The following is a 15,070-nucleotide window of genomic DNA, read 5'->3' as shown; positions in this document are numbered from 1 at the left end:
CTCGGCGGGTCAATATGGAGGTCGCTTCGCATACGGCGTTCATGGATCCGATCCTCGATGAACTGCGTGGGGCATTGGCGGATCTGGTGCCTTCGGTGCCACAGATTCCGTTCATCTCCACCACGGTTGATCCGGCTGGGCCGGCACCGGTGCTCGATGCGCAGTACTGGGCCGACAACGTGCGCCGTCCGGCACTGGTCAGCCAGGCCATCACCAAAGCGGCGCAAGACCACACCACGTTCATCGAGATCAGCCCGCACCCGCTGCTGACCCACTCGGTCAGCGAGACCGCCGAAGCAGCCACCGGCGAACCGGTGACCGTGGCGTCCACCCTGCGACGCGGTGACGACGAAACCCTGGGCTTCCACCTGCAGCTGGCCGAACTCGGCGCCGGCGCAGGCACGCCCGGCGGCTTCGCCGAACTGCCCAACTCGGTCTGGCAGCACACCCGGCACTGGCTCGTCGCACCCGCGCGGGCCGCCGGCCAGGCACCCGACACCCACCCGCTGCTCGGGGCGCACGTCGAGATGCTCAGCGGCCGCGACCACATGTGGCAGACCAACCTGGGTCCCGAGACGCTGTCGTGGCTGGGCGCGAGCCCAGTGCAGGGCCAGGCGTTGTTGCCTGCCGCGGCCCTGATCGAGATGGCACTGGCCGCCGGCAGCCAAGCGCTGGGCACGCCCGCCGAGGCGATCATGGTCAGTGGCCTGGAGATCGAGCAGCCGTTGGTGCTCGACGGCGGCATGCAGGTGACCACCCAGCTGAACCAGGCCGACGGCCAGACGAGGGTCGAGATCCACGCCCGCGCAACCGGCGAAGCCTGGACGCGCCACGCGCACGCCGTCATCGCCACGGCCGAACCGGCCACCGAGCTGCCCGCCGGCGAACCGCTCGCACTGCCGGACAGCGCAGCCGCCCACCCGGCCTATCGCCTGCACCCGGCGCTGCTGGACGCCGCCCTGCGCAAGCTGGCGTCGGCAATCCCGGTCGCCGACGACGGATTGGGCTACGCACCGGCATCGGTCTCCGCGGTACGGGTCTTCGCCCCCGCCGGACGCCAGGTGCGCTGCCACACCGAGGTCACCGGGACCGACGACACGGCCGTCACCGGCCGGGTCGTGCTCACCGGTGACGACGGCACCGCGATCGCCGAGCTCACCGGCGTCCAACTGCGCCCGCTCGACCCGCGCAGCCTGCGGGTCCCGCTGGAGCAGAAGCTCTACGCCACCGAATGGACACCCAGCCCGGCGCCGGAGTACACCGGCGCGCCAGCCGGCAGCTGGCTGCTGCTCACCGAACCCGGATCCGAGGCACTGGCCGCCGCATTCGCCGCCCGGCTGGCCGGGCCGAACCGCAAGGTCGTCACCGGACCGTTCGCCGACCAGCCGGCGCTGGCCGAGGCGGTCGCGCAGGCCGGCGCCGACCCCGCGCACCCGCCGGCCGGCGTCGTCGTGCTGCTGGGGCACCACGCGTTCGACGGCACCGACCCCGAGGGTGAACTGGCCCGCGCCCGCGAACTCATCTGGACCGCCTCCACGACGGCCCGGGCGGCCGTCGACGGCGCGTCCCCCCGGCTGTGGCTGGTCAGCCGCGGCGGGCTGAGCGTCGGCGGTGATGGTGGTGGTGACCCTGCCATCGGCGCGCTCAAGGGCGTGGTCCGCACCTGGCGGTTCCCCGGCGAGCTCGCCCGCGTGCTGGCCGACGAGCCGGACCTGGGCGCCACCCTGGTCGACCTGGACGAAACGGCTGATGCCGAAACCCTGGCCGGAGACCTGCTGGCCGAACTGCAGGCACCGCTGCGCGACGACGTGATCGCCTGGCGAGGCGGACAGCGGTTCACCGAGCGGCTCACCCGGGCCACCTTGGGCGCCGAAGCACCCCAAGCTCAGGTCCGCGCCGACGGCTCCTACCTGCTCACCGGTGGGCTGGGCGGCCTGGGCATCGTGGTCGCGCGCTGGTTGGCGGCCCGCGGCGCCGGCCGGATCATCCTCAACGGCCGCAGTGAGCTCTCCGAGGAGCAGCGCGCTGTCCTCGCGGAGCTCTCCGCTCAGACCGAGGCGATGTTCGTCCCCGGCGACATCAGCGCGCCGGGGGTGGCCGAGCTTCTGGTGGCCGCCGCCGAAGAGACCGGCATGCCGCTGCGCGGCGTTGTACACGCGGCCGGCGTGCTCGGTGACGGCCTGGTGACTGCGGTGACCCGAGAGAGCTTGGAGAGCGTCTGGTCGGCCAAGGCCGTCGGTGCGGCGCGGCTGCATGCCGCGACCGCCGCACACGAGCTCGACTGGTGGGTCGGATTCTCTTCGATGGCCGCCTTGCTGGGCCTGCCCGGTCAGTTGGGCTACGCCACCTCCAATGCCTGGCTGGACGCCTTGATGACATGGCGGCACGCCGCCGGGCTGTCCGGTACCGCCATCAACTGGGGCCAGTGGTCGGACGTGGGCCTCGGGCGTTCCATGACGCTGAGCGTGCTGGACCCGATCAGTCCCGACGAGGGCGTCGAGGCCCTCGACGCGGTGCTCGGCGGCGGGGCCGCCCGGGTCGGGGTGGGCCGGTTGCGTATCGACCGCGCCGTGGCGACCTCGCCGGAGTTCCGCGACCTGACGTTCTTCGAGAGTCTGGTGAGCGAGGCCTTCGAAACCGGAGTGACTATCGGTGCTGCTGAGACAGGTGAGCAGCCAGGCGGCAGCGCATCGGAGTCCTCGACTACCGGTGCCCCGGACTGGGCGACGATCCCGGCCGACGAGCGGCTCGGCGAGTTGACGGTGCGGTTGCAGGCTATCCTTGCCCGCGAGCTCCGGACATCTGCAGCGGCGGTCGACGTGGACCAGCCGTTCCCGGAGATGGGCCTGGACTCGATGATTGCGATGACGGTGCTCAAGGAGACACAACAGTTGGTTGGGGTGGATTTGTCGGCGTCCATGCTGTGGAACCACCCCAGCATCTCGGCGTTGGCGACGCATCTGGTGGGATTGTTGGCCACCGCGTACGCCACGCCGGATGACGAGGCGGAAGCCGACGACCACCTGACGTTCGAGTCGTCCGGCGGTGTGCTGGACGAGTTGTTCGATCAGGTCGAGTCGGCTTTAGGTAGCGAGAGCGGTTTTTGATGACGACGATCTTCAATCGGATGTCGGCGCTGCCGGCTGAGAAGCGCGACGAACTTGACGGGAAGTTCGAGAAGGCGGCTCAGACCACGGCAGCTGAACCGATCGCGGTCGTCGGCATCGGCTGTCGGCTGCCCGGCGGGGCCGCCGGTCCGGACGCCTACTGGGACATGCTCGCGGGCGGCACCGATGCGATCGTCGAGGTTCCCGCAGACCGCTGGGATGCCGACGAGTACTACGATCCGGACACTCTGGCGCCGGGCAAGATGTCGTCGAAGTGGGGCGGCTTCCTCACCGATGATGTGGCCGGTTTCGACGCGGACTTCTTCGGCATCTCTCCGCGCGAAGCGGAAGCCATGGACCCCCAGCAGCGGCTGATACTGGAAGTGGCGTGGGAGGCTCTCGAGCACGCCGGTATGTCACCGGAGAAGCTGGCCGGGATCCGCGCCGCGGTGATGATGGGTATCTATTACACGGAGTACCAAGGTATTTCGGGGTCGAACCCGGATGCCATCGACGGCTACACGGCCACCGGAACCGCCCACGCCGTGGCGGTCGGACGCATCGCCTACCTGCTGGGTCTGCGCGGGCCTGCGGTCGCGATGGACTCGGCGTGCTCGTCGTCGCTGGTCACCATCCACATGGCGTGCCAAAGCCTGCGCATGCGAGAGAGTGACCTGGCACTGGCCGGTGGCGTCAGCCTCATCCTGCGCCCCGAGACCCAGATTGCCATGGCCAAGTGGGGAATGCTGTCCCCGCGTGGCCGCTGCCACAGCTTCGATGCTGGGGCGGACGGGTTCGTGCGTGGCGAGGGCACCGGGGTCGTGGTGCTCAAGCGCCTCACCGACGCGATGCGCGACGGCGACCGGGTGCTCGCGGTGGTGCGCGGCTCGGCGGTTAACCAGGACGGCCGTTCCAACGGCCTGACCGCGCCGAACACCCTGGCGCAGAGCGAGGTGATCCGCCAGGCGCTGCGCGGTGCGAACGTCCCGCCGAGTTCGGTGAACCTGATCGAATCGCACGGCACCGGAACCGGTCTCGGTGACCCGATCGAGTTCGAGGCCCTGGCCGACGTGTACGGCAAGGGGCCGGACCGCTGTGCGCTGGGTGCGGTGAAGACCAACATCGGCCACTTGGAGGCGGCAGCGGGCATCGCCGGCTTCATCAAGGCCGCACTTGCGGTACAGCGGGCTCAGATACCGCCGAATCTGCACTTCTCCAAATGGAATCCGTCGATCGACCCGACCCCGACCCGGCTGTTCATCCCCACCGAGATGACGCCGTGGCCGGCGGCCGAGGGACCGCGCCGCGCCGCGGTGTCGTCGTTCGGGCTTGGCGGAACCAACGCGCACGTGGTGCTCGAGCAGGGCCCGGACCCGGTTCCCGCACCGGCTCCGACCGATCCGGTGAGCACGCTGGTGGTCTCAGGCAAGACCGAGCAGCGAGTGGCGGCCTGGGCCGCGACGCTGGCCGACTGGCTGGCGGGCCCCGGCACGGGTGTGCCGCTGGCCGACATCGCCAACACGCTCAACCACCACCGCAGCCGCTACGCCAAGTTCGCCACCGTCAGCGCATACGACACCGAGCAGGCTTTGGCCGGGCTGCGCGCGGTGGCCGGTGGCTACCCCGCACCCGGAGTGGTCGGCACGCGTAATGCCCAGGGCGGCAAGGGAACCGTGTTCCTGTACTCCGGGCAGGGTTCGCAGTGGGCCGGCATGGGCCGCCAACTGCTGGCCGACGAGCCGGCGTTCGCCGCCGCCGTCGACGAGCTGGAACCGGACTTCGTTGCCCAGGTCGGGTTCTCGCTGCGTCAGGTGCTGGAGTCCGGGGAGCCGGTGGTCGGTATCGACCGCATCCAGCCGGTGCTGGTGGGTATGCAGCTGGCGTTGACCGCGCTGTGGCGCTCGCACGGTGTCGAGCCGGACGCGGTGATCGGGCACTCGATGGGGGAGGTGGCCGCGGCCGTCGTCTCCGGTGCGCTGAGCCCCGCCGACGGACTGAAGGTGATCGCCACCCGCTCGAAGCTGATGGCACGGCTGAGCGGCCAGGGGGCGATGGCGCTGCTGGAACTCGACGCCGAGGCCGCCGAGAAGCTGATCGCCGAGCACTCGGATCTGACCGTCGCGGTGTACGCAGCCCCGCAGCAGACCGTGATCGCCGGCCCGCCCGAGCAGGTCGACGCCGCGGTCGCCGTGGTGGACGCCCAGGGCAGGCTGGCCCGCCGCGTCGAGGTGGACGTGGCGTCGCATCACCCGACCGTCGACCCCATCCTGGCGGAGCTGCGCACCGAGCTGGCCGGCCTCAAGCCGTCCGCGCCGAAGATCCCACTGATCAGCACCGTAGGCCAAGCTGAGTCGCCGGCTTTTGACGCCGACTACTGGGTGCACAATCTGCGCAACCCGGTGCGGTTCGCCCAGGCCGTCACCGCGGCCGCGGCCGGGCACGCCAACTTCGTCGAGGTCAGCCCGCATCCGCTGCTGTCCCACGCGATCAACGGAAATCTCGAAACCGCCCGTCCCGCAGGCGACGCCGTGGTCACCGGCACCCTGCTGCGCGAGCAGCCCGAGGCGCTGAGCTTCCACACCAACCTGGCGACCGTGGCGCCGCCGGCAGCCGACGCACCGGCGCCTGACGGCGGGGTCGGCCGGGCCGACCTGCCGCCGCGGCCGTGGCAGCACGTCCGGTACTGGGCGGCACCAACGGCCGCCAACCGGCACGCCGCCGACGCGCACCCGCTGCTGGGCATCCACGTCGAGCTGCCGTCCGGACACGGCCACGTCTGGCAGGCCGACATCGGCACCGACGTCGTCGCCTGGATGTCGCACCACAAGGTGCACGGCCAGGTCGTGATGCCCGCCACCGGCTTCGCCGAGATCGCGCTGGCAGCGGCCGGTGAGGCGCTGGGCCTGCCGGCGTCCGGCGTCGCGGTGGACCGCGTCGAGGTCGAGCAGATGCTGCGTGTCGACGAGCGGACCGAGGTCACCACCCGGCTGCTGCACGACGCCGACGGCTCCGACGAACTGCGGATCGAGATCCACTCCCGCCCGGCCGGCGGCAGCTGGTCACGGCACGCCGTGGCCCGTGCCGCAGCGGCGCAGCCCGCCGGGCAGCCGCAACGCCCGGCGCCGGCCTCGGGCGGCACCGCGCTGTCTCCGGCCGACCTCTACACCGCACTGCGCGGCACCGGACTGCAGCACGGGCCGGCGTTCGCGGCGCTGACCCGCATCGTGCGTAAGCCCGGCGGAGCGTCGGAAGCCGAGATCGTGCTGCCCGACGAGGCGACCGCGCACCGCGGCTACCGCATCCACCCGGTGATGCTCGACGCGGCGCTGCAGTGCCTGGCCGCGGCGCTGCCCGACGAGTCGCTGATGGGTTCGGCCGGTATGGAAGAGGCCACCTACCTTCCGGTGGCGGTCGAGTCCATCCGGGTGTTCGGCGAGGTGGGCCGCCGGGCCCGCGGTTACGCCGAACTGGTCAGCCACGACGACAGCGGCATCATGGGCCGGGTCACCCTGACCGACGACACCGGTACGGTCACCGCCGAGCTGTCCGGGATCTACCTGCAGCGGGTGCAGCGCCGCACCGTCCCGCTGCCGCTGACCCAGAAGATCTTCGACGCCGAGTGGGTCGACGCGCCCGCCCCCGCGCAGCCGTCGGACGCCCCCGACGGCAGCTGGCTGGTGCTGGCCGAGGGTGGTGAAACCGAGTCGCTGGCAACCGATTTCGCCGCCCGATTCGGCACCGGGCGTCGTCGGGTGATCATCGCCGACCTGACCAGCGAACCCGCCGTGCGCGAGGCGTTCGCGCAGACCGCCGACGACCCGGACCGGCCCCCGGTCGGGGTGGTGGTGCTGGCCGCCGGCAAGCCCTTCGACGGTACCGAGTCCGGCGACGCTCCGGGGCGCGGACGCGACCTGGCCTGGGCGGTCGTCTCGACGGTGCGCACCGTCGTCAGCGGCTGGCACGGCGCCCCGCCCCGGCTATGGCTGGTGGGCCGCAACGGCTTGACCGTGGACCCGGGCGAAGCGGGGGATCCGTCGATCAGCGCCCTCAAGGGCCTGGTGCGGGTGCTGGCCTATGAACACCCCGACCTGCACACCGGTGTGGTCGACCTGGACGGCTCGGCCGACCCCGCCGCTGCGCTGATCACCGAACTGGGGCTGGCGAGCACCGATGACGTGGTTGCCTGGCGTGGGGAGAACCGGTACGCGGAACGGCTCAAGCGCGCGAACCTGACAGCTACCGGCGCACCGATCGTGCGGTCCGACGGCGCCTACGTGCTGACCGGCGGCCTGGGCGGCATCGGACTGGTGGTGGCCCGCTGGCTGATCGATCACGGTGCCGCGCGCATCGTGCTCAACAGCCGTTCGCAGCCCTCCGAGGAGCAGCGCGCGATCATTGCCGAACTCGAGCAGAAGGCCCAGATCGCGGTCGTCTCAGGCGATCTCGCGACGCCGGGGGTGGCCGAGAGCCTGGTCGCCGCCGCCGAGCAGACCGGCCTGACCCTGCGCGGCGTCATCCACGGCGCCGCCGTCATCGACGACCAGATCGTGGTCGGCGTCGATAAGGACACCCTGGACCGGGTGTGGGCGCCCAAGGCCACCGCGGCACTGCGCCTTCACGTGGCTACCGCAGGCAAGGACCTGGACTGGTGGGTCGGGTTCTCCTCGACCTCGTCGCTGCTGGGTGCGCCCGGACAGGGTTCCTACGCAGCGGCCAGTGCCTGGCTGGACGGCCTGGTGGCGTGGCGGCGGTCGGCCGGACTGCCGGCGATCACCATCAACTGGGGCCAGTGGTCCGGCGTCGGCGTGGCCCAGGAGCTCAAGTTCAGCGCCCTGGACCCGATCAACCCCGACGAAGGCATGGAGGCCCTCGAGGCGATCCTCGGCGGCGATCTGTCCCGGATCGGCGTCGCACGGCTGCGCCTGGACCGGGTGGCCGCGGCCTTCCCGGAACTGCAGCAGCTCGGTTACTTCGCCACGCTCGCCGAGGAACTCGACCTCGACGACGAGGACGACGACTGGCCCGGTCCGGAGGGCCTCAAGCAGCTCGATGCCGCCGAGGCCACCAAAGCGGTTGTGGCACGGTTGGGTTCGCGGATCATGGCGATCATGGGCTACCCCAAGGGCAGCGTCATCGACCCGGCCCGGCCGTTGACCGAGCTCGGCATGGATTCGCTGATGGCGGTGCGCATCCGCAACACCGTCCGAGGCGACTTCGGCGCTGAGCCCCCGGTGGCACTGCTGCTGCAGGGTGCCTCGCTCAACGACCTTGCCGCCGACCTGGCCCGCCAACTCGGCCTCGCCCAGGCCGAGACTGCAGACGGAGCCGGCGACGGCGGCGGTGTTCGGGGCCGGGCCCAGCAGCGTGCCGCGGCACGTCAGCGGGCGGCGGCTCGGCGAAAAGTAGGAGACCGTTCGTGACCAACAACGAAGTGCCGGCCAACGCGATCGCGGTCATCGGCATGGCCGGGCGCTTTCCGGGCGCCCGCACCCTGTCGGCGTACTGGAACAATCTGCGCAACGGCGTCGAATCCATCGTCACGCTCTCCGAGGACGAGCTGCGCGCCAACGGCGTGAGCGACAAGGCGCTGGCCAACCACAACTATGTGCGGCGGGCCGCGCTGCTCGAAGGCATCGAGGAGTTCGACGCGAGTTTCTTCGGGTTCACCCCGCTGGCCGCGCGCACCCTGGACCCGCAGCACCGGCTGTTCCTGCAGACCGCCTGGCATGCCCTGGAGGACGCCGGCTACCAGCCCGGGAAGATCGACGGCTCCGTCGGCGTCTACGGAACCAGCACGACCAGCGGCTACCTGCTGCACAACCTGATGTCGCACTACGACCCGAACGTCATCCTCGGTCAGGGCGTCAGCTTCGAGATGGTCAACCTGTCGCTGCAGAACGACAAGGACTACCTGGCAACCCGGGTGGCCCACCAGCTTGACCTGCACGGCCCGGCACTGTCGGTGCAGACCGCGTGCTCCTCGGCGCTGGTCGCGCTGCACCTGGCCTGCCAGAGCATCCTCAACGGTGAGTGCGAGATGGCGCTGGCCGGCGGCTCGTCGCTGCGGGTTCCGCACCACGTCGGGTACTGGCACGAACCTGGCTCGATGGTGTCGGGGACCGGGCATTGCCGCCCGTTCGACGTGCGCGCCGACGGCACGATCTTCTCCAGTGGTGTCGGCGTGGTGGTGCTCAAGGCGCTGGCCGACGCCGTCGACGACGGAGACCAGATCCACGCGGTGATCCGCGGCTCGGCGCTGAACAACGACGGCGGCACCAAGATGACCTACGCCGCCCCCACGGCGGCCGGGCAGGCCGACGTGATCGCCGAGGCGCACGCGGTCGCCGAGGTCGACGCCTCCACCATCAGCTACATCGAGTCGCACGGCACCGCCACCCCGCTGGGCGACCCGATCGAAATCGAGGGCCTGCGACAGGCTTTCGCGGTCTCCGAAGAGCAGCGGCAGGGCCCCTGCTACGTGGGATCGGTCAAGTCCAACATCGGGCACCTGGAGTCGGCGGCCGGCATCGCCAGCCTGATCAAGACCATCCTGTGCCTCAAACACCGGGCGATTCCCGGCACGCTGCACTACACCAGCCCCAACCCGGAACTGCACCTGGACAACGGCCCGTTCCGGATCCGGGGCGAGTACGGCCCGTGGGAGTGGGACGGAATCCGTCGCGCGGGCGTCAGCTCGTTCGGGGTGGGCGGCACCAATGCCCACGTAATCGTCGAAGAGTGGCCGGAAGATGCCGCGGCATCTGCGCCATCCCGGCCCGGCCCCGAGGTGCTGCTGCTCTCGGCCCGCACCTCCGAGGCACTGGCGCAGGGACGCAGCGACCTGGCGGCCGAGCTCACCGGCGGCTCGGAAGGTGCCGACGCCGAGGCTCCTTCGCTGCCGGATGTGGCCTACACCCTGGCCGGCCGGCACCCCGAGAGCCTCCGGTTGGCCGCCGTCGTCGCCGACCGAGCCGACGCGGCCAGCGTTTTGGGCGCCGAGGACAGCGAGAACGTCTTCATCGGTGAGGGACTCTCCGACGTCACCGAGACCGACCGGGTGGTGTTCCTGTTCCCGGGTCAGGGCGCCCAGCACATCGGCATGGCCCGCGGCCTCTACGACAACGAGCCGGTGTTCGCCGAATACTTCGATGCCTGCGTCGCCGGATTCGAGGCGGAGCTGGGTTATGACCTGCGGGCGATGATCTTCGAGGGCACCTCGCGGGATCTGGAGCGCACCGACCGCACCCAGCCGGCCCTGTTCACCGTGGAATATGCGCTGGCCAAGCTCATCGAGAGCTATGGCGTGCGGCCGAGCGCGGTGGTCGGCCACAGCATCGGCGAATACGCGGCGGCCACCGTCGCCGGCGTCTTCGACCTGGACACCGCGATCAAGGTGGTGGCGATGCGGGCCCGGCTGATGCACGCCGCCCCGCGTGGCGTCATGGTGGCCGTGCCGGTCAGCGCCGACGCTGTCGGTGCGTACCTGACCGCCGACGTCGATCTGGCCGCGGTCAATGACCCGGACGGCTGCGTGGTGGCCGGCACCGAAGCCGACATCCGCGCGTTCACCGACGCGCTCAAGCAGGCCGGGATCAACGCGCGCCGGGTGCGGACCTCGCACGCATTCCACTCCCGGCTGATGGACTCGATGATCTCGGAGTTCACCGCGTTCCTGTCCCGGCAGACGCTGCACGAGCCGAAGATCCCGCTGCTGTCGAACCTGACCGGTACCTGGCTGGCGCCCAGTGAGGCGACCAATCCGGCGACGTGGGCGCGCAGCGTGCGGGCCACCGTGCGGTTCGCCGACGAGATCGACACCGTGCTGGGCGACGGCCACCGCGTCCTGGTGGAGGTCGGTCCCGGTGCCACGCTGACCGCTTCGGCATCGCGCAATCCGAAGTTCGCCGGCGGGCATCGCGCGGTGCGGCTGATGCGCCACCACGCCCAGAACCGCGACGACCGCGACACCTTCCTGCTAGCGCTCGGCCAGCTCTGGGCCGCCGGCATCGAGGTCGACTGGTCTCCGCTGCGCGGTGCCTACCAGCCCAAGCGCGTGACGGTCCCGGGATATCCGTTTGAGCGCCAACGTCATTGGCTGGAGCACAACGCCGGTGCGACCTGGGTGTCCGGTGCCGCCGGCACAACCGCCGCCGCGGGCGGGCAGGCCGGCGCCGACGGTGCCGCCTCGACGGGCCCCTCGATGGAGGCCACCCTGCAACGCATTTGGGCGGTCTGCCTGGGTGTGGGCTCGGTGGACCGCAACGCCAACTTCTTCGACATCGGCGGCGACTCGCTGGTGGCGATCAGTGTGGCGATGGCCGCCTCGCATGAGGGCTACGACATCACCCCGCAGGACCTCTACGACAACCCGACGGTGTCGGCGCTGGCCAAGGCGCTCACCGCGCGGTACGCGGCGGGAGGTCTGGGCCGCCAGTCGCTGGGCGACATCGTGCACCCACCGGTGCCGCCGAACATCACCTACTTCCTGGAGAACGGGGTCCGCGAGCACGGCCGCTGGCGTATCCCGCTGGTGCTGCGGCTGCGCAACGATGTCTCGGTCGACGACGTGACCGCGGTGCTGACCGCGGTGGTCAACCACCACGACGCGTTGCGGCTGCGCATCACCGAGCGGGCCGGCACCTGGGAGCAGCAGATACTTGAACCGGGCGATTTCGGCGCGATCACCACGCATTCGCTGCCCGAGGGCCTGACCGCCGAGCATGACGCGGTCCGAGAGCTGCTGGCCGAACACATTCGGGAACAGGATCTTTCCAGCTCACCGCTGACCGCGCTCTACATCCGCGGCTCGGCCGGCGACGTCTGCTATCTGGCGTTGAGCCTGCACGCGGGAGTCGGCGACGAGGCCTCTCGCGACATCCTGGTGACCGACATCTTCACCGCGTTCGGTCAGAAGCTGGCCGGCAACGACATCGAGCTGGCTCCGGCCGGCGTCGGATGGGCCGAGTGGTCCCAGCGCTGCGCTGGGCTCGCGACTCACCCGGCGGTGCTGGAAAGCCGTGAATCATGGTTGCAGACAGCTCGATCGGCCACATTGCGGCTGGGATCCGAGGTCGGCGAACCGCCGTCCGCGGCGGATCTGGCCAAGCACAGCTCGGCGCTGGGTGCGGCCGACACCAGCGAGATCGACGACGCACGCCGCCGGCTGCGGCTGCCGGTCGAGGAGATCCTGCTCGCCGGGCTGAGCCGGGCGGTGGCCTCGGTCGTCGGTGCAGGAACCCTCGCAGTCGACCTGGCCGGTGCGGGCCGCTCGGTGCTCAAGCCGGAAGTCGACCTGGGGCGCACCGTGGGCGGCTTCACCACCATCTATCCGGTCGCCCTGGACTGTGCCACCGACAGCGGTGCCCGCCAGCTGCTGGACTCGGTTCACGAAACCCTGGGTGCGGTACCGCATTACGGGATCGGCTACGGCCTACTGCGCTACCTCTACGCGCCCACGGCACGGCTGTTCGGTGCCGTACCGCCCGCGGATGTGCACTTCGCCTACGCCGGGGCGATCCCGGAGCTGCCGTCGCTGGGTGACGCGCCGGTGCAGTTCGGCCCCGACCCCGCGATGCCGGTGCGCGAGACGATCCCGGGCCTGGGGCACGCGCTGGAGCTGCGGGCCTACCGCACCGCCGGTGTGCTGCACCTGGACTGGTGGTACGACAGCCGCCGGATCGAGGAGTCGGTGCTGCGCGCCATCGCCGAGGCATTCTCAGCGGCGGTGATGGAGTTGGTTCGCGCGGCGATCGCCGAAGATGAGCTGGCCTCGGAGGGGCAAGCAGGCGAAGGCGCTGAGGACGAAATGGCTCTGGTCGAGCTGTCTTGAGTTAGGAGTACTCCGAAAGTGTTCGCCACGTCGGTCATTCGCAAGCTCGCGATCAGTGAGGAGATGCTCGCCGAGACCCACAACTTCGTGGGTCTGGCCGCACACGTCACCGGTCCGGTCGACGTCGACCTGCTCTCGGAGGCCTACGAGGCGCTGCTGGAGGCGCACCCGATCCTCACCGGCCGCATCGAGCGCCTGGACGACGGCCGCCACCAGTTCGTCACCGACGACCTGATGCCCGAACCCATAGAGGTGATCGAACTCGACGGGCCGGATGCGCAGGCGCCCGCACCGCATTTCGATCAGACCGAGTCGCTGGTCGCGATGCGACTGATCATCCGGGACGGGCAGGCGCAGCCGACCCTGTATGTGCATCACGCGGTTGCCGACGGCCACCACATGTACGCGCTGATCGAAGAGATGCTGTCCTTCTACACCGATCTGGTCACCACCGGGAAGATCGGCGCGATCAACGTCGAGCCGGCGCCGCAGTCGATCGAGGCGGTGCTGGCCGACCGGGGGATCGAGAAGCAGAAGCGTTCCGGCATCGAGCGGTTCATGCCGGCGCTGTTCGCCTACGATCTGCCGCCCACCCGTCGGGCGGTCTCCGGTGAGACCCCGTCGGAGCCGCTGCTGGTGCCGATGGCGTCGTGCCGGTTGACCGAGGATCAGACCAACGCCGTCGTCGAGTTCGGCCGGTCGCACAACCTGAGCCTGCACGCGGTGCTCTCGGCGGCCGTGCTGATCGCCGAATGGCAGCTGCGCGGCAAGCTGACCATCCCGGTGCCCTATGTCTACACCGTGGACCTGAGATACTTTCTCTCACCGCCGGTTTCGGCGACCGGGTGCACCAACCCGATCGGCTTGGCCACCTATCTCGCCGAGATCGACGCCAAGACCGACGTGGTCGACATCGCCCGCGACATCGCCGAGAGCTTCCAGAAGGACCTCGACGAGGGCGTCATCCAGCAGTCCCGGCTGCATTTCAGCCCCCAGTACGTCGGGAATCCGCCCGGCATGCCGGATGTGGTGGTACTGAGCAACAACGGGCTGGTCCCGCCGGTGCGGACACCACCGGGTGTGGAGGTCACCACCACCCACGGCGAGCTGTACTTCGCGGTCAGTGCCGGGATCGACATCTACTTCACCCAGATCTTCTCCGGGCAGCTCAACATCGAATACCACTCACACGGACCCGAACCCGAGCGTTCGGTGGAGGCTATCCGCGCACTGCTGTGCGGCATCGCCGAACGGCACGCGGCCGCCGGCGTCAGCTGACCGGGCCGAAGGCGTAGCGGTGGTACTGCAGCATGCCGCGCAGCGGTCGCACCGCACGCGCCAGCCGGCTGGACCGCCGGAACCCGGCGGGTACCCGGGCGAAGGTTTCGGCGTCGAAAAGGTTGGCCGCGGCCAGCAGCCGGATTCCGGTCACCTTGTCCAGAATGTCGGCCGGGCTGTTGACCGCCCAGTGCAGGCTGGCGCCGGACTGCCGCTGCAGCCGGTGGGTCTTCTGCGTCTTGATGCCGAACCAGTTGTAGAAGTCGATCTGCAGCTCCCCGCTAGGGAAGCGGTCGACGATGCTCTGCAGCAGGGCCACGCCGTCGGATTCGGTGAGATACATACTGATGCCCTCGGCCAGGAACAGCAGCGGACGGTCGGTGGGAATGTCGTCGAGCCAGGACGGGTCGGTGGCCGAGGTGGCGATCAGGTGATAACCCGGGCGGTCGGGGTAGATCTGCTCACGCAGCGCGATCACCGGCGGCTGGTCGACGTCGTACCAGATGACGCCGGGGCCCGGATCGATCCGGAAGACCCGGGCGTCCAGGCCGCAGCCCAGGTGGATGACGGTCGCCTCGGGGTTGGCGGCCAGGAACTGACGCGCCCAGATGTCGTACTGGGCGGTGCGCACCGTCACCAGCGGCGCCCACCGGCCGGGGGCCTTGAGTCCATCCCAGTCGAAGTCGATGCGCTCGACCGCCTCCTTGGCGAACCGGTCGCCGAGCACCGGGGAGTCGAAGTCGGCGTCCAGCGCCTTGAGGTACAGCGTCGTCAGCATGGTCTGCGCGGCGCCGTGCAGGTCGACGGGGATCTTGTCTGCCACGTCGGCGAGCCTAATACGCTTGGTGGTCAGTCG

5 protein-coding genes are annotated in these 15,070 nt (G+C 70.2%); 4 read left to right on the top strand and 1 reads right to left on the bottom strand.

All coding sequences use genetic code 11. From position 1 onward, the window contains the following. From K6T84_RS20890 to K6T84_RS20875, 4 genes are all read left to right on the top strand, one after another. Positions 1 to 3,107 (top strand): SDR family NAD(P)-dependent oxidoreductase (locus K6T84_RS20890; RefSeq protein ID WP_329786819.1); only part of this gene is annotated, 3,107 nt, incomplete at its 5' end. Further along, complete coding sequence (locus tag K6T84_RS20885; protein ID WP_304621256.1) at positions 3,107 to 8,527, top strand: type I polyketide synthase; 5,421 nt, start codon at positions 3,107 to 3,109, stop codon at positions 8,525 to 8,527. The genes K6T84_RS20890 and K6T84_RS20885, both read left to right, overlap by 1 nt. Continuing rightward, positions 8,524 to 12,936 carry a type I polyketide synthase gene (locus K6T84_RS20880; protein WP_225400135.1) on the top strand — a complete coding sequence of 1,471 codons (4,413 nt, stop codon included), beginning with the start codon at positions 8,524 to 8,526 and terminating at the stop codon, positions 12,934 to 12,936. The genes K6T84_RS20885 and K6T84_RS20880 overlap by 4 nt, the downstream gene beginning before the upstream one ends. Positions 12,937 to 12,954: 18 nt before the next feature. Next, complete coding sequence (locus K6T84_RS20875) at positions 12,955 to 14,214, top strand: phthiocerol/phthiodiolone dimycocerosyl transferase family protein (protein WP_224860492.1); 1,260 nt, start codon at positions 12,955 to 12,957, stop codon at positions 14,212 to 14,214. On the opposite strand, the gene K6T84_RS20870 is transcribed toward K6T84_RS20875, so the two are convergent. Beyond that, the gene (locus K6T84_RS20870; protein ID WP_225400134.1) at positions 14,207 to 15,037 is read right to left on the bottom strand and encodes a class I SAM-dependent methyltransferase; all 831 of its coding nucleotides are present in this window, start codon (positions 15,035 to 15,037) and stop codon (positions 14,207 to 14,209) included. The two genes, K6T84_RS20875 and K6T84_RS20870, sit on opposite strands and share 8 nt — an antisense overlap. Positions 15,038 to 15,070: the final 33 nt, after the last annotated feature.

The sequence above is a fragment of the Mycobacterium zoologicum genome (assembly GCF_020181635.2).
GTDB lineage: Bacteria > Actinomycetota > Actinomycetes > Mycobacteriales > Mycobacteriaceae > Mycobacterium > Mycobacterium zoologicum.
Note: the sequence above shows the minus strand (reverse complement) of the source record. Positions and strands in the feature narration are given on the sequence as shown.